This window comes from Arthrobacter sp. R3-55, from assembly GCF_054161505.1.
On the sequence record NZ_CP096423.1, the window covers coordinates 1428944 to 1454314 of the forward strand.

21 protein-coding genes are annotated in these 25371 nt (G+C 62.8%); 17 read left to right on the forward strand and 4 right to left on the reverse strand.

Annotation, left to right across the window (positions count from 1 at the left end):
* Positions 1-12 precede the first annotated feature (12 nt).
* Together rimI and tsaD are read left to right on the forward strand one after the other, a co-directional pair.
* Positions 13-510 (forward strand): ribosomal protein S18-alanine N-acetyltransferase, encoded by a 498-nt coding sequence (gene rimI, locus M1D51_RS06725; RefSeq protein ID WP_172322683.1) that lies wholly within the window; start codon positions 13-15, stop codon positions 508-510.
* Positions 507-1652, forward strand: a complete 1146-nt coding sequence (tsaD, locus tag M1D51_RS06730; protein ID WP_458108993.1) for a tRNA (adenosine(37)-N6)-threonylcarbamoyltransferase complex transferase subunit TsaD — start codon at positions 507-509, stop codon at positions 1650-1652. The genes rimI and tsaD overlap by 4 nt, the downstream gene beginning before the upstream one ends.
* Positions 1653-1661: 9 nt before the next feature.
* Here the strand turns inward: tsaD and M1D51_RS06735 are convergent, their stop codons facing one another.
* Positions 1662-2813 carry a glutamate--cysteine ligase gene (locus M1D51_RS06735; RefSeq protein WP_458108994.1) on the reverse strand — a complete coding sequence of 384 codons (1152 nt, stop codon included), beginning with the start codon at positions 2811-2813 and terminating at the stop codon, positions 1662-1664.
* A 167-nt stretch (positions 2814-2980) separates the two neighbouring features.
* On the opposite strand from M1D51_RS06735, the gene M1D51_RS06740 reads away from it, so the two are divergent.
* From M1D51_RS06740 to M1D51_RS06750, 3 genes are read left to right on the forward strand one after another with little or no spacing between them, the layout of a single operon-like run.
* Positions 2981-4132 carry a GTP-binding protein gene (locus M1D51_RS06740; protein ID WP_458108995.1) on the forward strand — a complete coding sequence of 384 codons (1152 nt, stop codon included), beginning with the start codon at positions 2981-2983 and terminating at the stop codon, positions 4130-4132.
* 30 nt (positions 4133-4162) lie between these two features.
* Positions 4163-4285 carry a type B 50S ribosomal protein L36 gene (gene ykgO / locus M1D51_RS06745; RefSeq protein WP_011775528.1) on the forward strand — a complete coding sequence of 41 codons (123 nt, stop codon included), beginning with the start codon at positions 4163-4165 and terminating at the stop codon, positions 4283-4285.
* A gap of 53 nt (positions 4286-4338) precedes the next feature.
* Positions 4339-5151, forward strand: coding sequence for a shikimate 5-dehydrogenase (locus M1D51_RS06750; RefSeq protein ID WP_458108996.1), 813 nt, complete (start codon positions 4339-4341; stop codon positions 5149-5151).
* Between the two features lie 4 nt (positions 5152-5155).
* On the opposite strand, the gene M1D51_RS06755 is transcribed toward M1D51_RS06750, so the two are convergent.
* Complete coding sequence (locus tag M1D51_RS06755; protein WP_458108997.1) at positions 5156-6385, reverse strand: THUMP-like domain-containing protein; 1230 nt, start codon at positions 6383-6385, stop codon at positions 5156-5158.
* Positions 6386-6452: 67 nt separating this feature from the next.
* Between M1D51_RS06755 and M1D51_RS06760 the strand changes: the two genes are divergently transcribed.
* The 5 genes from M1D51_RS06760 to M1D51_RS06780 all read left to right on the forward strand — a co-directional run bounded on the left by M1D51_RS06760 (position 6453) and on the right by M1D51_RS06780 (position 12144).
* Positions 6453-6815, forward strand: a complete 363-nt coding sequence (locus M1D51_RS06760) for a hypothetical protein (RefSeq protein ID WP_458108999.1) — start codon at positions 6453-6455, stop codon at positions 6813-6815.
* Between the two features lie 191 nt (positions 6816-7006).
* A complete protein-coding gene (gene groES, locus M1D51_RS06765; protein ID WP_011775524.1) occupies positions 7007-7303 on the forward strand; it encodes a co-chaperone GroES in 297 nt (98 codons plus the stop codon).
* 84 nt (positions 7304-7387) lie between these two features.
* A complete protein-coding gene (groL, locus tag M1D51_RS06770; protein ID WP_458109000.1) occupies positions 7388-9001 on the forward strand; it encodes a chaperonin GroEL in 1614 nt (537 codons plus the stop codon).
* A gap of 175 nt (positions 9002-9176) precedes the next feature.
* On the forward strand, positions 9177-10811 hold the full coding sequence (locus M1D51_RS06775; protein WP_458109001.1) for a LuxR C-terminal-related transcriptional regulator: 1635 nt from the start codon (positions 9177-9179) through the stop codon (positions 10809-10811).
* A gap of 172 nt (positions 10812-10983) precedes the next feature.
* The gene (locus M1D51_RS06780; protein ID WP_458109002.1) at positions 10984-12144 is read left to right on the forward strand and encodes a flavin-containing monooxygenase; all 1161 of its coding nucleotides are present in this window, start codon (positions 10984-10986) and stop codon (positions 12142-12144) included.
* Here the strand turns inward: M1D51_RS06780 and M1D51_RS06785 are convergent.
* A complete protein-coding gene (locus M1D51_RS06785; RefSeq protein WP_458109003.1) occupies positions 12057-12824 on the reverse strand; it encodes a DUF389 domain-containing protein in 768 nt (255 codons plus the stop codon). The two genes, M1D51_RS06780 and M1D51_RS06785, sit on opposite strands and share 88 nt — an antisense overlap.
* A gap of 227 nt (positions 12825-13051) precedes the next feature.
* Here M1D51_RS06785 and M1D51_RS06790 point away from each other — a divergent pair, with 227 nt between their 5' ends.
* The 4 genes from M1D51_RS06790 to M1D51_RS06805 all read left to right on the forward strand — a co-directional run bounded on the left by M1D51_RS06790 (position 13052) and on the right by M1D51_RS06805 (position 20880).
* Positions 13052-15109: an acyltransferase family protein gene (locus M1D51_RS06790; RefSeq protein WP_458109555.1), complete on the forward strand. Its 2058-nt coding sequence runs from the start codon at positions 13052-13054 to the stop codon at positions 15107-15109.
* Complete coding sequence (locus tag M1D51_RS06795) at positions 15109-17187, forward strand: acyltransferase family protein (RefSeq protein WP_458109556.1); 2079 nt, start codon at positions 15109-15111, stop codon at positions 17185-17187. The genes M1D51_RS06790 and M1D51_RS06795 overlap by 1 nt, the downstream gene beginning before the upstream one ends.
* 200 nt (positions 17188-17387) lie before the next feature.
* Entirely contained in the window at positions 17388-18899 is a 1512-nt protein-coding gene (gene guaB / locus M1D51_RS06800) for an IMP dehydrogenase (RefSeq protein WP_458109004.1), read from the forward strand.
* A 97-nt stretch (positions 18900-18996) separates the two neighbouring features.
* Positions 18997-20880: an ABC transporter ATP-binding protein gene (locus M1D51_RS06805; RefSeq protein WP_458109005.1), complete on the forward strand. Its 1884-nt coding sequence runs from the start codon at positions 18997-18999 to the stop codon at positions 20878-20880.
* Between the two features lie 3 nt (positions 20881-20883).
* On the opposite strand, the gene M1D51_RS06810 is transcribed toward M1D51_RS06805, so the two are convergent.
* Positions 20884-21531, reverse strand: a complete 648-nt coding sequence (locus M1D51_RS06810) for a hypothetical protein (RefSeq protein ID WP_458109006.1) — start codon at positions 21529-21531, stop codon at positions 20884-20886.
* A gap of 182 nt (positions 21532-21713) precedes the next feature.
* On the opposite strand from M1D51_RS06810, the gene M1D51_RS06815 reads away from it, so the two are divergent.
* The 3 genes from M1D51_RS06815 (at position 21714) to M1D51_RS06825 (ending at position 25312) form a co-directional block, all read left to right on the forward strand.
* On the forward strand, positions 21714-22850 hold the full coding sequence (locus M1D51_RS06815) for a GuaB3 family IMP dehydrogenase-related protein (protein WP_172324754.1): 1137 nt from the start codon (positions 21714-21716) through the stop codon (positions 22848-22850).
* Between the two features lie 171 nt (positions 22851-23021).
* Complete coding sequence (locus M1D51_RS06820; RefSeq protein WP_172324752.1) at positions 23022-24776, forward strand: glycerol-3-phosphate dehydrogenase/oxidase; 1755 nt, start codon at positions 23022-23024, stop codon at positions 24774-24776.
* Positions 24777-24823: 47 nt separating this feature from the next.
* A complete protein-coding gene (locus M1D51_RS06825) occupies positions 24824-25312 on the forward strand; it encodes a PTS sugar transporter subunit IIA (RefSeq protein ID WP_026539873.1) in 489 nt (162 codons plus the stop codon).
* The last annotated feature ends 59 nt before the right edge of the window (positions 25313-25371 follow it).

The following is a 25371-nucleotide window of genomic DNA, read 5'->3' on the forward strand; positions in this document are numbered from 1 at the left end:
GGAGCGGAAACTGTGAAATTCCCACCCAAGCCTGAACTTGCAGGGGTTCGCCTCCGCGACATGACCGAGGCCGACATCCCTGCGGTGGAGACCCTGGAGCGCCGGTTGTTTCCGGTGGATGCGTGGCCCTTGCAGATGTTCTTCGATGAACTGGCCCAGCCTGAAACCCGCCGCTATGTAGTGGCCGAGGTCGCCGGGGAGATCGTGGCGTATGCCGGGTTGATGTGCATTGAGCCGATCGCGGATGTCCAGACGATCGCCGTCGTGCCTGAATTCGAAGGAAAGGGCATCGGCTCCGCCGTCCTGACCGAACTCATCGATGAAGCACGGCGCCGCCGCGCGGCCGATGTCCTCCTGGAGGTGCGGGCGGACAATCCCCGAGCCCAGCAGTTGTACCTGCGCTTCGGCTTCGAACAGATCCACGTCCGTCCCCGCTATTACCGGGACGGCACGGATGCCCTGATCATGCGGCTTGAACTGAACAAACCCCACGAAGGAGCTACAGCGTGAGCGGCGCTTATCCGGAACACCCCAAGCAGCCTTTGGTGCTTGGCATCGAGTCCTCGTGCGACGAGACCGGAGTAGGAATTGTGCGTGGCACCACGCTGCTCACCAACACGGTGTCCTCGTCCATGGAGGAGCACGTACGTTTTGGCGGGGTCATCCCGGAGATCGCTTCCCGCGCCCACTTGGACGCTTTTGTGCCTACCTTGCAGGAGTCGCTGCAGGAGGCCGGCGTCACGTTGGATGAAATTGATGCCATCGCCGTCACTTCGGGTCCGGGGCTCGCAGGCGCACTGATGGTAGGTGTTTGTGCTGCCAAGGCCTTGGCCGTCGCTACCGGCAAGCCGCTCTACGCCATCAACCATTTGGTGGCGCACGTTGGGGTGGGGCTCCTTGATCGCACGTCGGCGCAGGATGGCAAGCCCGACGCCGGTGCTGCCGCCGGCCCGGGTGCCGGCACGTTGCCGGAAAATCTCGGCGCCCTGTTGGTCTCGGGTGGGCACACGGAGATCCTGCGCATCAGGAGCATCACTGACGACGTGGAGTTGCTGGGTTCAACCATCGATGACGCCGCAGGCGAAGCCTACGACAAGGTGGCCCGCATCCTCGGCCTCGGGTACCCGGGTGGACCTGCCATTGACAAACTGGCACGCCAAGGCAATCCCAAGTCAATCCGTTTCCCCCGGGGCCTCTCCCAGCCGAAGTACATGGGAACGGCCGAAGAGAAGGGCCCGCACCGTTATGACTGGTCTTTCAGCGGCTTGAAGACAGCCGTGGCCCGGTGCGTTGAACAGTTTGAGGCCAGGGGTGAGGAAGTGCCCGTGGCAGACATTGCGGCGGCTTTCCAGGAAGCCGTGGTGGACGTGATCAGTTCCAAGGCAGTCCTGGCCTGCAAGGAACATGGCATTACCGATGTCCTTCTCGGTGGAGGAGTGGCAGCGAACTCGCGGTTAAGGGAACTGACCGGGCAACGCTGTGCTTCGGCAGGGATCAGGCTCCACGTCCCGCCCCTAAACCTGTGCACTGACAACGGTGCCATGGTGGCGGCCCTCGGTGCGCAGTTGATCATGGCAGGTGTTGGGCCGAGCGGAATTGGCTTTGCCCCCGATTCCTCCATGCCGGTCACGACGGTGTCAGTACCGGCCTAGCGTGGGGAGTTAAGCGTCCGGACCCTTGCGCATCTGCTGTACGAGGTCCATGACAACTGCCTGCAGGTCTCCGTCGTGCTCGGCAGCAACACGCCGTTGGCGCTGGTAGCTTGCTCCGCGTTCGATGATCTTCAAGACGTCGGCCAGCTCTTCGGAGCAACCGAGCTTAGCTGCCACTGGTTCCAGCCGGGCGACTGTCTCGGCGAGGTGTTCGGTGACCAACTGCTCATTGCCCTGGGCGTCAAGGATGATGATGGCCTCCATGCCGTACCGTGCGGCACGCCATTTGTTCTCCTGGACATGCCATGGCGGCATGGTGGGAATGCTGCCGCCGGCGTCCAGGGTTGAGGAGAATTCGTCCACCAGGCACTGGGTCAGTGCAGCAATGGCGCCTACTTCTTCAAGCGTGGCCAAGCCGTCGCAGATGCGCATTTCGATGGTGCCCAGGTTTGAAACGGGGCGGATGTCCCACCGGATTTCGGACGTGGAGTCGATGACTCCTGTGGTGAACATGTCCTGGACGTAGGACTCGTACGCCTCCCAGGTTTCGAACTGGAAGGGCAGCCCGGCGGTAGGGAGTTGCTGGAACATCAAGGCGCGTTGGGATGCATACCCTGTTTCCTCACCCGCCCAGTAGGGGCTGGAGGCGGACAGTACCTGGAAGTGCGGGAAGTAGTTGACCAAGCCGTCCAAGATGGGGAGGACTTTGTCGCGGCGGTCAATGCCCACATGGACGTGCACGCCGTAAATGACCATCTGGCGGCCCCACCATTGGGTCCGCTCGATGAGTTTGGCGTAGCGCTCTTTGTCCGTGACGGGTTGGAGCAGGGGAGGGCTGAAGGGGTGGCTGCCTGCGCAGAAGACTTCGACGCCCATGGGGTCCGTAACTTCGCGGACCGCAGCGAGTGAACGGCCAAGGTCCTCTTTGGCGTCCTTGACGGTCTCGCAGATGCCGGTGACCAGTTCCACAGTATTGAGAAGCAGTTCGCGCTTGATATGGGGGTGTTCGTCGTCCTCATTGAGGTCCGGGTGGTTGGCGGCGACGCCCTTCAGGACATCGTTCGCTACCGATACAAGTTCCCCGGTGCGTGCATTGACGAGCGCCAACTCCCATTCCACACCCAGTGTCGATTGCCTGGATGGCGCAAAATCAATCTGCACGTAGTCCCCTCATTGTGGTGGTATCAGCCGGGCACGGTTCCCCGCTGTGGGGCCGCCAGCGGTCGGATCAAGTCTAATGCAGCGGGAACACCCGTAATATCGGCGGTCAGGCGCCCCGTAATCTTCCCCTGTTTGCTAATGAGAACTGTTCGCATTAGAATCAACCCATGCACCTCACAGTCGTCAGTTCCCTGGACAGCCAATGCCGGGAGGCCGCCACCACGAGGCTCGGCCGCACCCATGAGAACTCCGTGGTGGTCCTCCACGATCTCCTGGACGGTTCACTGGTCCTTCGTCGCGTCTACCGCGGCGGGCAGCTCTTCGAACGCGAGACCACGGTCCTGGAGCACGGTTGCCTCAGCTGCACTGTCCGGCTCGACGTTGTTCCAACGGCGGAACGGCTCGCAGCGTGCGGCTTTGACCATGTGGTGCTTGGCCTGCCGCCGGGCGTTGCCGCCGGAATGGCCGTGGCAGAGCTTCGCCGTGGCCTCAGCCGGCCGGCTGAGATCGACAACGCCGTGCTCGCCATCGACCCTGCGGATCTGGATGACCACATCTGGGATCGCCACACACTCTACGAATCCGGCTTCACCTCAATGCCCCAGGACGAGCGCACCAGTGGCGAATTCCTGATCGGTGAGTTCGGCCAGGTGGACACCGTAATGGTCCACCCGGGCCTGGGGGCAGTGCTGACCGGGGACCCCCGCGAGGGGGCGGAGCCATGGCTCCTTGGCCTGGAACTGCTGGGCCAGTTGGCACCCCATGCCCACGCCGTCGGAGCGGCTGACGAATTCCGGCCGGGATGCTTTGACGATGCCGAAGCAGCGGCACGCAACCGGCCCGGCGTCGTGCGTGTTCCCCTGAACCAGGCGCCGGGCCCCTTTCGGACCGTACTTCACAGAACCGGCCGTCCGCTCCACCCCGGACGGTTCCGGGATGCCCTGCCGCAACTGGCGATCGGGACCCATTGGCTGCGCGGCCGTCTCTGGATCGCGTCGGCGCCCACGCGGAGGATCGCCGTCCAGGGCATAGGGCCCAGGGTATGGCTCGAAAGTACCGGGAACTGGGTGGCCGACTCCGCCGAAGCGGGCCTTGGCAAGGGGGCTGTAGGAAAGGCCGGCTCCGATGTCGATGCCTTTCTTGACTGGCATCCGCACCACGGCGACCGCGGCACTGTCCTGGCCGTTACCGGACGTTCGGAGGACATTGATCCCGCCGAAATCCGCGAACTCTTGGACGGATGCCAATTGACGGAAGCCGAAATGGAACTGGACTTCGGCGTCTGGGACGACCCTTTGGAACTCAGCGACGCCCTCTAAGCCGCAACACCCAACAGAAGGAGAAACACCATGAAGGTCAGGAATTCGCTGCGTGCCCTCAAGAAGATCCCCGGCGCGCAGATCGTGCGCCGGCGCGGGCGTACCTTCGTCATCAACAAGAACAACCCGAGGATGAAGGCGCGCCAGGGTTAGTCGCACGGCAGCGCTGGAACGGCAGTGTCAGGGGTGCGTTGTTTAATGGGGGAATGCCAATCCTGAACAAAGACATGTCCCTGTGCATTTCGCTTGCGGCCCGGCCCAGCAACATCGGGACCAGGTTCCACAATTATCTGTACGATCTGCTCGGCCTGAACTTTGTCTACAAGGCATTCGCCCCGGCGGACATCACGCTCGCAGTGGCTGGCATCCGCGGCCTCCCCATCCGGGGCGCCGCGGTGTCCATGCCCTACAAGGAAGCCGTCATCCCGTTGGTTGACGTGATGGACCCCTCAGCCAAAGCCATCGATTCGGTGAACACCATCGTCAATAACGACGGCGTCCTCACCGCCTACAACACCGACTACATCGCCATTGCACGGCTCCTGAAGGACCATCAGGTCCCCAACAGCCACACCGTTCTGCTCCGCGGTGCCGGCGGCATGGCCAAGGCAGTCGCCGCCGCCCTCCGGGACGCCGGGTTCACTGCCGTCACTATCGTGGCCCGGAATGAAACCACCGGCAGGGCCCTCGCGGACCTTTACGGATTCAGCTGGCAGGACGACGTCAATGGCTCAACAGCGGACCTCATCATCAACGTCACCCCGCTGGGGATGGCGGGCGCGGACGAGGCGGCCCAGTCCTTCGATGACGCCACAATCGGCGCGGCACAGGTGGTCTTTGACGTCGTGGCCTTGCCGTCCGAGACCCCGTTGATCAGCGCTGCCCGGAAGGCGGGCAAGAAGGTAATCACGGGCGCGGAGGTCATTGCCATCCAAGCCGAGGAACAGTTTGTCCTCTACACGGGCGTGCGCCCCACCGCCGAGCAGGTCCGCGAAGCCTCGGAGTTCTCCCGCCGCTGACGCCCTAGCCCGTTACCGGCTCCACCACAACAGCCACTCTTTCCTCGCCGATCCTGGTGAGGACGAGGGTGGCTGTTTTCGCGTCTTTGCCCTTGACGGGTTTGGCGGGAAGAAGTTGCTTGCGCAGTTCCTCAGGAGTCACGGCCGTGCCACGCTTCTTAATGTCCAGAACGGTGATGCCGTTGCTTTTCACCCAGGCTTTGAGGGCCTTGACGTTGTAGGGCATTACTTCCAGCACCTTGTAAGCGCGGGCAAAAGGTGTGTCGTGCAGCCCGGGAGCGCAGATGTAGGCGATGTGTTCGTCCACCAGATGCCCGCCCAATTGTTCTGCGATGTCAGCCACCAGTCCGGCGCGGATCACTGCGCCGTCGGGTTCGTAGAGGAAACCCTCCACAGGCCCGACGTCGGCTGCCGGGCCGCCGTCGAAGTCCTCGCCGCTGGTGATTTCAGCCGCGCCCTGGCTGCCGATGACCAAAGCCGCACGGCGCACTCCGGGGCGGGCCACGGCGTTGAACCACAAGGTCACCTCGGTGACGTCACCGCCTACCGAAACCCATTGGGCCTCACAGCCGGAGGGGACTGATTCGTGGGGGATGCCCGGCCCCATTTTGACGCCGATGGCACGTCCGGTTGCTGCCAGTTTCTCCACGAAGGACAGCGGAGGAGAGAAAGCCTCCGGGTCCCAGATCCGCTTGGTTCCCGACGTAGAGGTGGTGCGTCGTGCGGGGTCCAGCCATACGCCGTCGATCCCGTCCAGTTCCACGGACGTGGCATCGGAGTGCACCACGGTGGCATGCGGAAACGGCATGAGGTTGATGGTGGCGCAGGCGGCAGTGGTTTCATCCATTTCAACGGCAGTTACCGAGATGTCCATGGACGCCATGGCCATGGAGTCGGCGCCGAGGCCACAGCCGAGATCGGCCACATGGGAAATCCCGGCCTTGATGAAGCGTTCGGCATGCCGGGCAGCGACGTTCAGGCGCGTGGCCTGTTCCAACCCTGCCTGGGTGAACAGCATCTGCCGGGCAAACTCACCGAACTTTGCCTCCGCACGTGTCCGCAACCTGGATTGCGTGAGGACGGCGGCCACCAGTTCAGGGGAGTGACCGGCCTTCCTGAGGTCGGCGTTGAGGCTGAAAGAGTCCGCTTCGCGGTAAGGCCCCAAGGAGGCAAGAAGTTCCCATCCTTCGGTGGTCAGCAAGGGTGCGATCTGTTCCTGCGGTGCGTGAGGCATGGGATTAAGCCTAACGGCGCGGCACTTGGGAACATGACCGGCGAAGCAGCCCGATAGGGTTGTTTGCATGGAAGACACCGCAGCCCAGCACCCCTCCACCATCACAAAGTTTGCGCGACCCGCCCTCATCGCGGGAGCCGTGATCGCCGTGGTCTGCATCGGCCTGCTGATCATTATCTTCGCCTTGGATTCCTTCAATGCCGCTACCTATTCCGTCGCCGGGAAGAGCGTCAGTGACGCCACCGATGAAGCACGTGACATCCGGGATCTCTACAGCGGCGCCCGCACCGGCGGGATTATCACCCTGGTGATTTCCGTCGTCGTTGCTGTTGCCGCCGCCGTGCTCCTGTACATGAACCGCGGGAACGCCCCACTGGACGAGGATGACGATGGCCAGGACTACGACCTGGAGGACCTGACGGGCCGCTGACGGACGTTCACCCATGACGAAATGCTGGCACTCGCCTTGACCGAGTGCTAACGCTTACATAGAGTCTTGTTAGCACTCTCCCCCGGAGGGTGCTAATCACGCCAAGCGTCTTCCGGCACCGCGACGACGGTTGTACGCTCCGGCACCCTAGTTCTTAGTCCATGAATCAGCTCATGAAAAGGAGAGTCCGAGTGTCGGTCTCGATTAAGCCTCTTGAGGATCGTATTGTTGTTCGCCCGCTCGAAGCAGAGCAGACCACGGCTTCCGGCCTGGTCATTCCGGACTCCGCACAGGAGAAGCCGCAGGAAGGCGAAGTTGTTGCAATCGGCCCCGGCCGCTTCGATGACAACGGCAACCGCGTACCGGTTGACGTAGCTGTTGGCGACGTCGTCATCTACTCCAAGTACGGTGGAACCGAAGTCAAGACCGGCGGCAACGAGTACCTCGTTCTGTCCGCCCGCGACGTCCTTGCGATCGTCGTAAAGTAACTTCCCGGAGCCCCGCACCGCCGTCGCGTTGGAATCATTCCAGCCGTCAGCGGTGCGGGTTTTCTGTCTTGAAAGGACACAACCATGGCAAAGCAGCTTGCTTTTAACGATGCTGCCCGCCGGTCTCTTGAGGCCGGTATCGACAAGCTCGCCAACACTGTCAAGGTGACGCTTGGCCCGCGCGGCCGCAACGTCGTGCTGGACAAGAAGTGGGGCGCTCCCACGATCACCAACGACGGCGTGACCATCGCCCGCGAAGTTGAGCTTGACGACCCCTACGAAAACCTTGGCGCACAGCTGGCCAAGGAAGTAGCCACCAAGACCAACGACGTCGCCGGCGACGGCACCACCACGGCTACCGTGCTGGCACAGGCCCTGGTCAAGGAAGGCCTGCGCAACGTTGCTGCCGGCGCCGCTCCGGGTGAGATCAAGCGCGGCATCGAGGTTTCCGTTGAAGCCGTTGCAGCCCGCCTCCTGGAGAACGCCCGCGAAGTAGAAGGCACCCAGGTTGCCAGCGTCGCAGCCATCTCCGCACAGAGCGACGAAGTTGGCGAACTGCTCGCTGAAGCGTTCGGCAAGGTGGGCAAGGATGGTGTCATCACCATTGAAGAATCCTCCACCACCCAGACCGAACTGGTCCTCACTGAGGGCATGCAGTTCGACAAGGGCTACCTTTCCCCGTACTTCGTCACCGACGCAGAGCGCCAGGAAGCCGTCCTCGAAGACGCCCTCATCCTGATCAACCAGGGCAAGATCTCCTCGCTGCAGGACTTCCTGCCGCTGCTGGAGAAGGCCTTGCAGGCCAACAAGCCGCTCTTCATCATTGCTGAAGACATCGAAGGCGAAGCCCTGTCCACGCTGATCGTCAACCGCATCCGCGGCACGCTCAACGTTGTAGCCGTCAAGGCTCCGGGCTTCGGCGACCGCCGCAAGGCCATGCTCCAGGACATCGCCACGCTCACGGGCGCACAGGTTGTGTCCCCGGACCTCGGCCTGACCCTGGACACCGTTGGCCTCGAGGTACTCGGTACCGCACGCCGCATCACGGTGACCAAGGACAACACCACCATTGTTGACGGCGCCGGCTCGGCCCAGGACGTGTCGGACCGTGTTGCCCAGCTTCGTGCTGAGCTCACCCGGACGGACTCTGACTGGGACAAGGAAAAGCTGCAGGAACGCCTGGCCAAGCTGGCCGGCGGCATCGGTGTCATCAAGGTCGGCGCAGCCACTGAGGTTGAGCTGAAGGAAAAGAAGCACCGCATCGAGGACGCTGTTTCCTCCACGCGTGCAGCCCTTGAAGAAGGCATCGTTTCCGGTGGCGGTTCCGCACTCATCCACGCCCTCAAGGCACTGGATGAGTCCCCGGCCGTCCAGGCGCTGGAAGGTGACGCGGCAGCTGCTGTGGGCATCGTCCGCCGTGCCTTGGTCCAGCCGCTGCGGTGGATCGCCCAGAACGCCGGCTTCGACGGCTTCGTTGTTGTTGCCAAGGTTTCCGAGCTGGAAGCCAACCACGGTTTCAACGCCAAGTCCGGCGAGTACGAGGACCTGATCGCCGCCGGCGTGATCGACCCCGTCAAGGTCACCCGCTCCGCTCTCCGTAACGCCGCTTCCATTGCTGCCCTGGTTCTCACCACCGAGACCCTGGTTGCCGAGAAGCCGGCTGAGGAAGAAGACGCACACGCAGGCCACAGCCACTAGCAGCCTGTTTCATTGAAGCCCCGGTCACGTTCGCGTGGCCGGGGCTTCGTGCGTCTCCGGACGCCCGCAGGTACGCCTGCCCAAGCTATTGTGAGCGTTCGACGACGGCAGTAACCTGACGCTAAAAGCTGCGGCTCGGGCATCAACCGGGCCGCCACCCACCCGCAGGTGAGCCATGACAGCCCCGGACACAGACTTGGACCTGGGACGCTCAGCATTTCACGAGCGCCGCTGGAACGATGCCCTGGATTGCCTCGTCCGCGCCGATTCCGAGGGCGGACTGCCTCCCCAGGACATTGAGTTGGCCGCCTCCGTGGCGATGCTGCTTGGCTTGAACGCCCAGAGCGTGGAGTACCTCGCGCGAGCCCACGACGAATTCCTGACCATAGGGGATATAGACAGTGCCGCCCGCTGTGCCGCGTGGCTGGTCATGTTCCTGATGGACATGGGCGAGCATGCCCAGGGCAATGGCTGGTTGTCCCGCGCCAGGCACTTGCTGGAGGGCATGGCAGGACCATGCGCCGCCGAAGGCTACCTCCTCATTCCCGCTGCCCTGGGCGCGCTTCGCTCCGGCAACCCTGGTACGGGCCATGAGATGTTCGGCCGGGCCTTGGAACTGGGCCGGTCCTTCCACGACAAAGACCTTCAGGCACTGGGACAACTCGGAGTAGGTACCTCACACGTATCGCTGGGAAACGTGGAGGAAGGACTCCAACTCCTGGACGAAGTCATGGTGTCGGTCACCTCGGGGGAGGTTTCGCCCATACCAGCGGGCATCATCTACTGTGCGGTCCTGGGAAGCTGCCGCCTCTCGCATGACGTCAGGCGTGCCCACGAGTGGACCTCAGCCTTGGAACGCTGGTGTGGTGAACGTCCGGACATGGTCATGTTCAGCGGACAATGCCAGGCCTACCGGGCCGAGCTCCTGATCTTGCACGGCGCTTGGGACGAAGCTCTCGCGGTGGCACGTGCCGCAGAAGGCCGGGTCCGTAAGGGCGACCCCGACGCAACATTCGGATCCTGGTACCAGCAAGGCGAAGTCCTGCGGCTGCAAGGATTCCTGGCTGAAGCTGCGAAAGCCTATGGCACAGCGGCCGGAACGGGTTTCGAGCCCGTTCCGGGCATCGCGCTCCTGCAGCTTGCGCAGGGTAAGGCGATCCAGGCCCAAGCCACCATGCGCCGTGCACTGGAGGGAGCGGACATCGCCAATCGTCGCCGCCTGCTCCCTGCCGCCGTCGAGGTCGAACTTGCCCTGGGAGATGTGGCCGCTGCCAGGGCCGCCTTGAACGAATTAAGGGAACCACAGCACAGCGGAAGCAAGCCCCTTGAACTGGCGCTCGCTTCGCAAGCAGGTGCCCAGGTTTCGCTGGCCGAGGGCGATGCCACCGCCGCCCTCCGTGACGCGAGGAGTGCCTGGCGGATCTGGTATAGCCTCGAAGCCCCCTACTATGCGGCCGGTTGCCGTGTGCTTGCGGGCCGCGCTTATGCACTGCTCGGCGATCCGGATACTGCTGCCATGGAGTTCGAAGCGGCCAAAGCGGAGTTTTCCGATCTCGGAGGAACACCGGCCGTTGCCGAAGTACTGGAGCTCACCGGTGAAAAGCCCAAGGACTCCTGCTCCCTCACGGCAAGGGAAATGGAAGTCCTTCGGCTGGTGGCGGGCGGGCACTCAAACCGGATCATCGCCCGAGAGCTGTACCTGAGCGAAAAGACCGTAGCCAGGCACGTCAGCAACATCCTTTCCAAACTCGCGGTACCGTCCAGGGCAGCTGCAACCAGCCACGCTTTCGAGCACGGCCTCATCCGCTGACGCGCTATCACCTCTCGCACCTTTCGGCCGGTCCCTCTATCACCTACTGCGCAGAAATACCCATGCCGTAGGAAAGCAAATGCGTCATTCTGCCGAAGCGACGGCAGGGGCCGGGACCGTAGCTTGGCTGTATCAGGACCCCTAAGATCCGAGAACGGAAGGAAGACCGGCCATGGATTCGCAGCAGTACCCGGACCAGAGGTACATAGACCAGCAGCACACCGACGTGGACACCTTGATAGTGGGCGGTGGCCAGGCCGGACTCGCGCTCGCGTACTGGTTGGCCAAGGAAGGCCGCAATTTCCTCATTCTGGATCAGCACGAAAGGCCAGGGGATGCCTGGCGTCAGCGCTGGGACTCCCTCAAGCTGTTCACACCCGCCAAATATGACGGACTTCCCGGCCGGCCCTTCCCCGGAGACCGCCTTGCTTTCCCCACAAAAGACCAACTGGCCGACTACCTGGAAGACTATGTCCGCCGCTTTGACCTCCCGTTCGTGGCCGGCGTTCCCGTGGAGGAAATCAGGGCCGAGGGCGAGGGTTTCGTTGTCCGGGCGGCCGATCATACGTGGCGCTCGCGCAATGTGGTGATTGCCACCGGCGGACACCGTCTTCCTCAACGGCCTGCGTTTGCAGAAGAGCTTGATCCTGAAGTACTACAACTTCATTCACAGGACTACAAGAACCCCGGGCAACTGCGGGACGGAACTGTACTGGTGGTGGGGCTCGGAAATTCCGGAGCGGAGATTGCCCTTGACGTTGCCCCTTCTCATCACACGGTGCTGTCCGGCAGGCCCAGCGGCGAAATGCCAATGAAGCACGGCCGCGCAGCAGCCCGTTTTGCCCTGCCTGTGGTCAGGTTCCTTGGCGTCCACGTCCTGACACTCAACACGCCGATCGGGCGAAAGGCTGCCCCGGGGTTCAAGTCCATGGCTGCCCCGCTGATCCGGACAAAGACCAAGGATCTGGCTGCGGCCGGGGTTCAATTGCGCCCGAGGCTGGCAGGGATTTCTTTTGGCGTCCCGATTTTGGAGGACGGGACCCGCATGGAGGCCGAGAACGTCATCTGGTGCACCGGCTATCACGAGGACTACTCATGGGTGAAGCTGCCGGTCTTCGACGAGCGTGGTGAGCCCCTGCAGACCAGGGGAGTGGCCAACGACGTTCCCGGCGTCTACTTCATTGGCCAGGAGTTCCTGTTCGCGGCAGCCTCGGCAACGCTGCCCGGAGTGTGCCGGGACGCCCGCTACCTGGCGCGCAGGCTGGCAATGGAACGCCGTCCGGAGCGGGATGGTCGCCGTGGCAAGGAAACCCGCTTGCCAATGAGTCGGTAAAACAGCAACACAGCCGCGGCTGCTGAGACGATGCCCACCAGGTTCAGGGCAAGCTGCAGCGCCGATCCGGCCGCTTGGCTGTATTCGCCCAAGACCAAGGCGACGGCAACGTACCCTGCGGCGGGCACAGTGGTGACTGAGATGAAGACGCCCACCAGGGCCGAGGACCTGTGGCTGATCATGGACAACATGCCCGCTGCTCCCGCCAATGCGGCGAGGGGCCCAAACTCCGGGCCCACCACCATGGCGCCAACAATTGCGATGGTTGAATCGGTCACAATCCCGATCGCGGCCAGCTGCGTCGCAATCACCAGGAACGCCAGGAAGCTCCATGTCAGTTTGGAGTCCTCGCCCGTCTGCGTGGAAACCTCGTCCCAAATAACCGAGTCGGCCGATTCGCCGGGAGCCTCTTTCTCCGCTTGGTCGGCGCGCTCGGACAGAACGAGGTCCGGTGTCGAGATCGAGATTGACCCGTGGTCTGGAACTTTGAGGGCATGCAGCCGTTCGATCAGTTCTTCCGCGGATTCCCGCGCAATCTGGACAGTTATCAGATCGCCGGCAGGGACCACGGAAGCACCCTTGAAGACGGCCACCCCGGCAGTCCCTGTCTGTCCGGAGCAGCATTCCAGGACGGCTTCGGACAACTCCGCCGGCACGCAGATGCGCAGCTGTACGATCATTGCTTTCCTTCCGTTGACCCGGCTCCAGCGTAGTTCCGTGTGTATCCCTTTTTGATGATTCAGGCACAGGCCACGCACAGGCAGGACTGGCAAAATTCATAGCCGGACATGAGCTGATTGACCCTGAAGGACCGGTCCATGGGACGGCGCCGACTGGGTTGGAGCCCCTGACCGGCGTATGATGGATGCTTTGTGCCACAGCTTTTGAGGAACTGCCTAACGTGACTATGCCAACGATCCCAGCCCCTGCCCGCGCCGGCAGGCGGTCTTCCGGACCCGTTGCAAAGTCGAAGTTCCGCCCCGAGATCCAAGGCTTGAGGTCCCTTGCCGTCCTGATGGTGGTGAGCTACCACATCTGGATCGGCAGGGTTTCCGGTGGCGTGGATGTCTTCCTCCTGATCTCGGCGTTCCTTATGACGCTGCAGTTCACCGGCCGCTACAAACAGGGCCGTCCCATGGATCTTGTGCGGCACTGGCTGCACCTGTTCCGGCGGCTGCTGCCCGCCGTCGTGGTGGTTCTCCTGGCCACGCTCGCGGCGACATTTACCTTCCTTCCGCCCACACGGTGGGTGGAGGTGGTCCACCAGGCGTGGGCTTCACTGTTCTACTTCGAAAACTGGCTCCTGCAGGGCCTGGCCGTGAACTACTACGCAACCGACCACAGCCTCGCCAGTCCGCTCCAGCACTTCTGGTCCCTCTCCATCCAGGGCCAGGTGTTCATCTTGTGGCCGGTCATTTTCGCTACCGTCGCGGTTCTTTGCCGCCGGTTCAGCCTGAGGTACCGGGCCACCCTCGCTTACGTTTTTGCGATAATTTTTGTCCTCTCCCTCACCTACTCCGTCATTTTCACGGCGACCAACCAGGCTGTGGCGTACTTCGATACGTTTGCGCGGCTGTGGGAGTTCGCCTTGGGCACGTTGCTGGCGCTGATTCTTCCGGGGCTGAACTTCGCCAAGCCTGTGCGCATCATCATGGGATGGGTCGGCGTGGCAGCCATGCTCAGCTGCGGCGTTCTGCTGCAGGTGCAGACGGCCTTCCCCGGTTTTGTTGCCCTGTGGCCCACTTTGGCTGCAGTTGCCGTGATTGCCGCAGGCCAGACCGGGAGCCGTTTGGGCGTGGACAGGATCCTGAGTTCAAAATTCCTGGTCCGGCTCGGTGACAACTCCTACGCCCTTTACCTGTGGCACTGGCCCATCCTGGTGATCGCCCTGGCATGGAGCGGCAAGGATCACGCAGGCTGGCTGTCTGGAACGGTCATCATCGCTTTGTCGCTGGTGCTCGCATTCCTGACCACCAAGTACGTGGAGAAGCCGTTCCGGGAATGGAAGTGGCCCGAGGTCAAGCGCCGCCGTTCGGCCATCGCCATCGCAGCCTGCCTTGCCGTGGCGTGCGCGCCGTTGTTGGGGTTCCAATACAAGCAGGACCTGGACCTCAAAGCAGCGCAGGCCCAGGCGTTCAACGACAACCCCGGTGCCCACGCGCTGGTCCCTGGCTACGTGGATCTGGTCAGCGACGGCGCCAAGACGCTGCCCACTGCTGAGCAACTTCCGGAAGACTGGGCAAAGCTGGCCGGCCCCTGCGAGGGCGATGCCAAGCCGGAGGACAAGCAACTGCAGGACAAGTGCCAGCAGAATGGCGTGGGGGAGGACGCCGAGCGGGAAATCCTGGTGTTGGGCGACTCCCATTCCCAGCAATGGCTTGCCGCCCTTGGCCCCTTGGCCGAGGCTGGGAACTGGAAAGTGACTGCCCTCTTGCTGGGCGGATGCCACTTCATGCCGGAGAACCCGGATGCTGACCCTGGTTGCAACGACTTCAACGCCGCCGCTTTCAGGTACGCCGCGGAGAAGGCTCCGGACACCGTTTTCATGGTGGGTACCATGGCTTCTCCCTCGTCACCGGATGAGCAGTTGGTGTACGGCTTTGAGCAGACGGTGACCAACTTCAATGACCTCGGCATTGAGGTGGTGGCCATTCGTGACAACCCGCGCTATGACTACAACGTCACCGAATGTGCGTTGTCCAAGGGGGTGGACAGCGCCGACTGCAAGTCCGACCTTCCCGAGGTCCTTGCCGCAGAGAGCCCCTTCGCAGCCGTCCAGGGAACGTTCGGCAACGCAGCCTTCCTGGACCTGACGGACCTCCTCTGCGACGGCATTACTTGCCCCAGTGTGGTGGGAAACGTGTTCGTGTATTTGGACGATAACCACTTGTCCAGGACGTACGTGACCAGCATGGCTGAGATGTTTGAGGAAAGGTGGTTTGCCGCGACGGGGTGGCAGCGATGATGGACGCACCTACTGCCGTGGCGGCACCTGCCCAGGAGCAGCGCACGACGACGAAACCCGGCTTCCGTCCGGAGGTCCAGGGCCTGCGTGCCCTGGCTGTGGTGATGGTGGCGGCCTATCATATTTGGCTTGGCAGGGTTTCCGGCGGAGTGGATGTTTTCCTGCTCATCTCGGCTTTCCTGCTGACACTGTCCTTCACCCGCAAACTTGAAAGCGGGAAACCGCTGAGGTTGCTGCAGCACTGGCTTCACGTCTTCAAGCGGCTGTTGCCGGCCGTCGTCGTGGTTTTGTTGGGCGTCCTCACAGCCACGTGGGCCTTCATTCCGCAGAGCCGCTGGCCCGATGTCCTCGCAGAGGCGTGGGCGTCGCTGCTGTACCGGCAGAACTGGCAACTGGCGGAGACGGCCGTTGATTACTATGCCCAGGACCATGCGGGTGCGAGCCCGCTCCAGCACTTCTGGTCCCTCTCGGTGCAGGGCCAGGTGTTCATCCTGTGGCCGCTGGTCTTCGCCGCCGTCGCGTTGTTGCAACCGCAGTTGGCCAGGCTCTTCCCTGGCCGGAAGGCTGTGGCCCACCGGAGGCTCCTCTTCATGGTGTTCGGGGCCGTTTTCGTGGCATCCCTGGCGTTTTCCATTGAAGAGACCGCCAGTAACCAGGCCGTAGCGTATTTTGACACCCGGGCACGCCTGTGGGAATTCGCCCTGGGTTCCATGCTTGCCCTTGCCCTTCCCTACCTCAAGCCCGGACGACGACTCCGCGTTTTCCTGGGCTGGGCAGGCATCACCGCGATGCTGGCCTGCGGACTGGTCCTCACAGTGGACCGCTCATTCCCAGGCTTCATTGCGCTCTGGCCAACCTTGGCCGCCGCGGCCGTCATCATCGCCGGTCAGAGCCACAGCCGTTTCGGTGTGGACCGGATCCTCAGCTCACGTCCGCTGGTCCTGGTGGGGGACAACTCCTACGCCCTTTACCTGTGGCACTGGCCGGTCCTGGTGTTCTTCCTGCTGGTTTCCGGGGCGAGCACACCCAATCTCCTCCAAGGGCTGGCGATCATGGCCGCATCCATGCTGCTGGCTGTAGCCACCACCAAGTACGTGGAAGTTCCCCTGCGGCGCTGGCATTGGCCCAACGTCCGGTCCTGGCGTGCCGCCGTCGTGATTGCTTCCTGCGGTGCGCTGCTGGCGCTGCCCGTCACCGTATGGCAGGGTGCCATCGCATCCGAAAGCGCAGCGATCGCCGGGCAACCCAAGGAGCTGACCCCCGGCGCGGCCGCCCTCTCGCCGGAGTTCGTTGGAGAACCCACCCAGGAAGCGATGATTATTCCGGCGCCGGCCGCAATGAAGGACGAATGGGCAGACATTGACGGGCTGTGCACCGGTGACAACGTGCCCACGGATCCGTTGCTGGAGGGGTGCCTGCAGAACGATGAGCCCGAGCAAGTCACCAAGGAGATTGTGGTGCTTGGGGATTCGCATGCCCAGCAATACATGGCTGCGCTGGGCCCCATCGCCAAACAGCACGGGTGGGAAGTGGTGACGCTGTTGAAGGGTAGTTGCCGCTTTGGCGCAGAGTCCCCTGAACGGACAGAGGAATGCAACGAGTTCAACAAGGCTAGCGCCGCCTATGTCATGGAACGCCAGCCGGATGCGGTGTTCACTGTGGCCTCGCTGACCCATGCCACAGCACCTTTCGAGACTGAAGTCCCTGGCTACCTCGAAGGTATCCAGCCCTTCACCGATGCCGGAATCGACGTTGTGGGCGTCCGAGACAACCCCCGCTTTAGCATCAACATGCCCGAGTGTGTGCAGAAGAAGGGCCCGGATTCGCCGGACTGCAATGCCCCGCTTGAGGAGTCCCTGGCGGCGTCGTCGCCTTTGGACGACTACGTGGGCAAGGTGGAACGGCTCTACCTGATGGATATGAGCGACTTCATCTGCGAACAGGGTACGTGTCCGGCGGTGGTGGGCAACGTGTACGTGTACAAGGACGACAACCATCTCACCAAGACTTACGTGCAGAGCATGATCCCCATGTTCGAGGAGCGGCTCCTGGCTGCTACCGGCTGGTCCGGCAGCTAAGTCCAGTGCCGTTGCTCACACTCGGGCTCCGCGGAATATGGTGATTGGCGCCGAGGTTCTAGTATTTATGCAATACCTTCTGCGCAGGTAATTTCTGCACAGGTACCTTATGCACAGGCCAGTCCCGTAATGACGGGCTGGTCATCAGTTGCAACCCCTACCAGTTAAGCCCCCGGAACCCAGGTAAGAGGCGCACACTCATGACCCAGCCCGAACACGATCCCTTTGGCTTTGTTGGCCTGACGTACGACGACGTCCTGTTGCTCCCGGGCCACACCGACGTCATCCCGTCCGACGCCGACACATCCTCCCGCATCTCCAAGCGCATTTCGGTCCAGACCCCGCTGCTGTCTGCGGCCATGGACACGGTGACAGAGTCCCGCATGGCCATCGCCATGGCCCGCCAGGGTGGTCTGGGCGTTGTTCACCGTAACCTGTCCATCGATGACCAGGCCGAACACGTGGACCGCGTCAAGCGCAGCGAATCGGGAATGATCACCAACCCGTTGACCATCGGCCCGCAGGCCACCCTGCAGGAACTCGATGAGCTGTGTTCCCGGTACCGCGTATCCGGCCTCCCCGTGGTGGACAATGACGGACGCTTGCTGGGCATCGTCACCAACCGCGACACCCGCTTCATTCCGGAATCGGAATTCCCGCTGCGCAGTGTCAGCGATGCCATGACCAAGATGCCACTCATCACCGGGCACGTGGGCATCAGCCGCGAGGAAGCCTCGCACAAGCTTGCTACCAACAAGATCGAGAAGCTCCCGCTGGTCGATGAGCAGGGCCGCCTCAAGGGCCTCATCACCACCAAGGACTTCACCAAGGCAGAGCAGTACCCGCTGGCCACCAAGGACGACGAAGGCCGCCTGCGCGTAGGTGCCGCCATAGGCTTCTTCGGCGACGGTTGGGAGCGTGCCATGAAGCTGATCGACGCCGGCGTTGACGCGCTGTTCGTGGACACCGCCAACGGCCACTCCCAAGGTGTGCTGGACATGATCCGCCGGCTGAAGTCTGATCCCATTGCCGCGCACGTGGACATCATCGGCGGTCAGGCTGCCACCCGCGAAGGTGCACAGGCGCTGATCGACGCCGGTGCCGATGGCATCAAGGTTGGCGTTGGCCCGGGCTCCATCTGCACCACCCGCGTGGTTGCCGGCGTCGGTGTCCCGCAGATCACCGCAATTTACGAGTCCGCCAAGGCTGCGATCCCGGCCGGCGTTCCGCTGATCGCCGACGGCGGCCTGCAGTACTCGGGCGACATCGGCAAGGCATTGGTTGCCGGCGCAGATACCGTAATGCTTGGATCCCTCCTTGCCGGCTGTGAGGAGTCCCCGGGCGAACTCATCTTCGTCAACGGCAAGCAGTTCAAGAGCTACCGCGGCATGGGCTCCCTGGGCGCCATGCAGTCCCGTGGAAAGAACACGTCCTACTCCAAGGACCGTTACTTCCAGGCCGATGTCTCCGGCGATGACAAGCTCATCCCCGAGGGCATCGAAGGCCGTGTGGCCTTCCGCGGACCGCTGGCTTCGGTGGCTTACCAGCTGGTGGGCGGCCTCCGCCAGACCATGTTCTACACCGGGGCACCCACCATCCCGGAGCTGAAAGCACGCGGCAAGTTCGTCCGTATCACTCCTGCCGGGCTGAAGGAGTCGCACCCCCACGACATCCAGATGACGGTGGAAGCGCCCAACTACGGCTCCCGCTGATTTATCCCCGACTGTTCCCCGTGGAGTCATCTCCGCGGGGAACCGTTGTTTAACCGGACCGGCATATTTTGTCGGTCCCTAAGAATAGGCTGGGCACATGTCTGAAAGGCCCGCGCAACCGCGGCATCCGGAGTCGGTCCGCCTGAATCCGGGCAAGACGCCGCCCCGCAAGCTGGCGCTGCGTCCGTACGCGCGCGCCGTCGGGCAAGTCCTGAAGGTGAGCTTCAAAGCCTCACCCGTCGCGGTGATCATGAAGGTACTCGGTTCACTGATCTCTGCCACGCTGCCGCTGGTCACCACCTATTTCGCCGCGCTCACCACCACCGCCCTGGCGGCCGGCTACGCAGGGGATCCCGACGCCGGTCCGCAGGCCATCCTGTACGTCATCATCACCGCTGCGCTGGGCTTGTTCTGGGGTGCCTTCAGCAGCGTGGACCGCTACATCCAGCAGCTCATGAGCTTCAAAGTGGGCGCGATCGTGGGCGACATGATGTACCAGCGGTTCCTGGCCCTCGAGTTCTGGCGCTATGACGACAAGGAAACGGTGGATCTTTACGACCGCGCCAAGAGGTTCTCCGATTCCTACGCGCGGGTGCTGGACAGGATCGCCGCAATCTTCACCCAGCTGGTGTCCGTGATCCTTGCCATCGGTGCCTTGGTCCTGGTGAGCTGGTGGATCGCCGTCATTGTCCTGGTAGCGATCGTGCCCAGCGTATACCTGCAGTTCAAACTGTCGCGCGAGCAGATCGCCCACTGGAACACCCAAGTGGATTCACGGCGCCAACGCCGGATGATTGAGCAGAACCTGCTGCGGCCCCAGCACATCGCCGAAATGCGGCTGTACGGAATCGTGGGGTATCTCATGGATCTCCGGTCCCGGCTCCGGGATGCAGACGAACGGCGGCGCCTGGACTTCCAGAAACGCTACATTCCCAAGCAGCTGGCTGCGGATTCGCTCCAATACGGCGCCGAGGTAGTGTCCTTGATCTGGGTGGTGGGGCAGATCATCGCCAGGGCCCAGCCGGTAGGCCAGTTCCTCTACGTTCAGCAAATCGTCAGCCGTGCCCTGTCTACGGCCAACAACCTCGTATCCTCCTTGAGCTCCATTGACGAGGACCTTGCCAACCTCAAGGATTACGAGCTTTTCATGGCCCTGCCTGTTCCCAGCGGCAGCGAACAACCCCTGGCTTCATCGCCCGCCGTCGTGGAGCTGCGGGACATCCGCTTCAGTTACACGGGCAGCGACATTGAGGTCATCAAGGGCATTTCCATGACCATCAGGGCGGGGCAGCACATCGCCATCGTGGGAGAGAACGGCGCCGGTAAGTCAACGCTGATCCGTATCCTGGCAGGGCTGTACCGGCCCGATTCAGGCCAGGTCCTGCTCGACGGCGTTGACCTCGCCGGGATTGATGTCACCAGCTGGCACCGGCACCTGGCCGTGCTGAGCCAGGAATTCCTCAAATATGAGTTCGCCACCGCCGCGGAGAACATCTACCTCGGTGATGTTGACCAGCCCCGGGACGATGACCGGATCCGGCGGGCGGCATCGGATGCCGAAGCCATGGAGTTCATCAATAAGCTGCCCAACGGCTTGGAAAACCATGTCAGCAACTGGATGGAGGACCCCCGCGGCCGGAAGGGCAGCGGCCTGTCCGGCGGGCAATGGCAGCGGCTGGCCATGGCACGCAATTTCTACCGCGATGCCTCGTTCATGGTGATGGATGAGCCCACCTCGGCCATTGACGCCTTGGCTGAGCACCGGATTTTCACCCGGCTCTTCGCTGACAGGAGCAGCACCATCATTGCCATCAGCCACCGTCTTGCCACCATCGAGAAAGCTGACATCGTCTACATGCTGGAGGACGGCCGGATTGCGGAGCAAGGGACGCACAAGGAGTTGGTGGCGTTGAGGGGGCGCTACTTCCGGATGTTCGAATCCCAGCTCTCGGTCGATGAGAGCAGCCAGAACACCCCCTGAGACTTAGAGCGGGCCGTATCCGGCGTTGCCATGGGGATCGCGCCAGATGGCCAGGTCCTGCTCCAGCAGCGAACGGAAGCGGGGATCGTTCGCGGCTTTGTTGCGCAATAATTCACGGGAACGGCCCATGATGGTGGCCGGGACGATGATGGCGGCCACCAAGAGGCAGATGAGGAACGCAAGAACCGCGCCCAGCATCAGCAGCGTCGCAGGATCCTGCCACGTCGAGGGTTTAGCCGTGAGCGCGATCAGTCCCAGAAAGGTGATCAGGATGAACGCCACGAATGACAGCGCCCCCCGCAAGCTGCCGGGTCCACGATTGATGAGCACCCTGTCTGTATTTGGCAACCGGTCCCGCACCCGTCCGTAGAAGACACAGCAGAGCACGGATAGGGCCGCTCCGGGAAGGCTGAGGGAGGGAAGGGGGACCAGTGTGTCGAACCGAACGGCGAGGAGGACACCTAAAAGGACGAGGACTGCGCCCATCCCGATTCCTGCAGCCCAGGCGCCCATATAGGAACCCCGCGCGTCGGCGATTTCGCGCAGGCGGGATCGGGCACTGCTGGGAGAAATGGCGGAGAGCTCCGTGGACAACCAGTAGTCCAAGGGGTGGGCGTTGGGAAGTGGAGCGGGTCCTGTCTGATAACTCACGCGGGGCATTGCTCCCGGCCTGCACGGGCCTGTCTGGACAACAACCTCAACTGTCCAACGTGGAAGGCTCCGTAGAATTCGGGCGCCATGAATCCCCCTCGATAATGTTGCGCACACTTTGTGAAGTCTCCACTCTATTGGTCGAATCGGGGTTCTGAGAGGGGTCCAGTAAAGTAAGAGCCGTGACTTATGAGATTGAGATTGGCCGAGGCAAGCGTGGGCGTCGTGCCTACTCCCTGGATGACATTGCGATCGTCCCGAACCGCCGGACGCGTGACCCGAAGGACGTCTCTGTCTCCTGGCAGATTGACGCCTACAAGTTCGAGACCCCGGTGATCGCCGCTCCCATGGACTCCGTGATGTCCCCGGACACAGCAATTGCGTTCGGACGTCTCGGTGGGCTTGGCGTGCTGGACCTCGAAGGTCTCTGGACCCGCTACGAGGACCCTCAGAAGGTTCTCGACGAGATCGCCGGCCTCGCCGACGAGCCCAACAGCCCGGCTGTTACCCGTCGCATGCAGGACCTTTACAAGGCACCCATCCAGCCGGAACTCATCAGTTCCCGCCTGGCCGAAATCCGCGCAGCAGGCGTCACTGTGGCAGGCTCCCTGACCCCGCAGCGCACCCAGGAACACTACAAGACCGTGGTGGCTGCCGGCGTCGACATCTTTGTTATCAGGGGAACCACGGTTTCGGCTGAACACGTCTCCAAAAACCACGAACCCCTGAACCTCAAGCAGTTCATCTACGAACTTGATGTCCCGGTGATCGTTGGCGGTGCTGCCGGCTACACGCCCGCCCTGCACCTCATGCGCACCGGCGCGGCCGGTGTCCTGGTGGGCTTCGGCGGCGGCGCCACCACCACCACCCGCCGTGCGCTGGGTATCCATTCGCCCATGGCCTCCGCCATCTCCGACGTCGCTGCCGCCCGCCGCGATTACATGGATGAGTCCGGCGGCCGCTACGTTCACGTCATTGCCGACGGCGGCATGGGCAGTTCCGGTGACATCGTCAAGGCCATCGCCATGGGCGCAGACGCCGTCATGCTTGGCAGCGCATTGGCCCGAGCTGAAGAGGCACCCGGCCGCGGATGGCACTGGGGTCCGGAAGCGCACCACCTCGAATCACCCCGTGGCGACCGCGTTAACGTTGGAACCGTAGGCCCCTTGGAGGAAGTCCTCTTCGGACCCGGCCACCACACCAACGGCACGTCCAACCTGATCGGTGCGCTGCGCCGTTCCATGGCGACCACGGGCTACTCGGACCTCAAAGAGTTCCAGCGCGTCGACGTCGTGGTTTCGCCTTACGCGGGCAACTGATAATTACGCGCTGAAAGCCCCTGCTGACTGCCGATTCCGATCGGAGCCAACAGGGGCTTTCCTCGTTGTCAGGGATTCTGCCTTCACCGCTGGCCTGCATTGCCCTGCCCAAGGCGGCAGGCAACAAGTAGGGTAGGGGATTACCAGCTGTTGCGTTTGAGGAGGGGTCCGATGAGCAATGTCGCAGGCGGTCCGCAGGTGAGTTCCCCGGGAGCGCTAAGCCCGGAATCCCGTGCCGCATCAATCGAAGTCCTGAAAGCCACTGCCGAGGCCGGCAAGGAGCTCGACATCCTGATTGTAGGTGGCGGCGTGGTGGGAGCCGGAGCTGCCCTGGATGCCGTCACGCGGGGCCTCACAGTGGGCATCGTGGAAGCACGGGACTGGGCTTCAGGTACCTCCTCCCGGTCCTCAAAGCTCATCCACGGAGGCCTCCGATACCTGGAGATGCTTGATTTCGGCCTGGTCCAGGAAGCGCTCCAGGAACGGGGACTGCTGATCCAGCAGATAGCACCCCACCTGGTGCGGCCCGTGCCCTTCCTGTACCCGCTGACGCGAAGGCTCTGGGAGCGTCCCTACGTCGGTGCAGGCATCATGCTCTACGACACGTTGGGGTTGACCTCCGGCCACAGCCGCGGCGTTCCCATGCACAAGCACCTCTTCAAGCGTGGAACCCTGCGCGCTGCTCCCAGCCTGAAGGACGATGCCTTCGTGGGATCGATCCGCTACTACGACGCACAGGTGGACGACGCCCGCCTGGTGGTCAACGTGGTCCGGACGGCGGCCCACTACGGTGCCCATGCGGCCAACAGGCTGCGCGTGGTGGACTTCCTCCGCGAGGGCGAACGCGTGGTCGGAGCCAAGCTGGAAAACCAAGAGGACGGCAGCACCTTTGAAGTCCGGGCAAAGCAGGTGGTCAACGCCACCGGAGTCTGGACGGACGAAACACAAGCCATGGTCACCGACCGCGGCCAACTCAAGGTCCGCGCCTCCAAGGGCATTCACCTGGTGGTGCCGCGCGATCGCTTCCAATCCACGGTGGGATTGATCCTTCGCACTGAAAAGTCGGTGTTGTTTGTCATCCCCTGGGGCCGCCACTGGATCATCGGCACCACGGACACCGATTGGAAACTGGACAAGGCCCATCCCGCTGCATCCAGCAAGGACATCGACTACGTCCTGGAACACGTCAACAAAGTCCTCAAGCGTCCACTGACCCGTGAGGATGTGGAAGGGGTCTACGCCGGCTTACGGCCTTTGCTGGCCGGCGAGAACGACTCCACGGCCAAACTCTCCCGGGAACATGTGGTTGCGCATCCTGTTCCAGGGCTGGTGGTGGTAGCCGGCGGCAAATACACCACGTACCGCGTCATGGCCAAGGACGCCGTGGACGAGGCCACCCGGGCCATGGACGAGCGGGTTCCCTCCAGTTGCACCGAGACCATCCCCTTGCTGGGAGCGGAGGGTTTCAAGGCAGCCTGGAACCGGCGGGGGCGTTCTGCCGAGGAAGCAGGCGTCCACGTCGCCAGGGTTGAGCATCTGTTGAACCGCTACGGCTCCATGACGCAGGAAGTCCTGGAATTGATCTCCCGGCGACCGGAACTGGGGGAGCCCCTACCTGGTGCCGATGACTACCTCGCCGCTGAGGTTGTCTACGCAACAACGCACGAGGGAGCCCGCCATGTCCACGATGTTTTGACGCGTCGGACCCGGATCTCGATCGAATCGTGGGACCGGGGTGTGGCAGCCGTCCCGGTAGTAGCTAAGCTGATGGGAGAAATCCTTGGCTGGAGCGAGAATCAGCGCGAAAGCGAGATCAAGCACTACCTGGCACGCGTGGACGCTGAACGGCTCAGCCAGCAGCAACCCGACGACGAATCGGCCGATGCCGCGCGCATGGGAGTGGATGACATCGTTCCCCTTCGCTGACCAGCTCAGGAAAATGCGGCCGGAAGGCCACACTGGAGGGAACACACTTGGCTGAACCACTTGACCGGTATGACGCAGAACTGACCACCCCGGACACCGTCATCCTTGAACTTGTCGCCGAGGACAAGATCGACGCCGCTGCCCAGCTGGCCCACAAGCTCCATGCTGCCGGCCGGATCACCAACCTTGAAGGCTTCCTGGAGCAGGTGCACTCACGGGAGCACCAACTGGCCACAGGACTCCCCGGCGGCATCGGCCTTCCGCATGCCCGCAGCGAGTTCGTGGACAGGATCTCGATCGCCGTGGGGGTGACCAAGTTCGGCCACGCCCTGGACTTCGGGGCAACCGACGGCCCGGCAACCTTGATCCTCCTCATCGCCACCCCTGCCAGTTCCTTCTCCGACCACCTCGAGGTCCTGGCCACCCTGGCGCGTTCCTTGTCCAAGGAGTCTTTCCGTGAGTCCCTCCGGCGGGCCCACGATCCCGAGGTCATCTCCGAACTGATCAACTCCAGCTTGGTGTTCTTCGACCACTAAAGATTGGGCCAGGCCCTTTCGTGTCGACTTCGTCGCCACGCAGGGACCCTGCTGCCCCA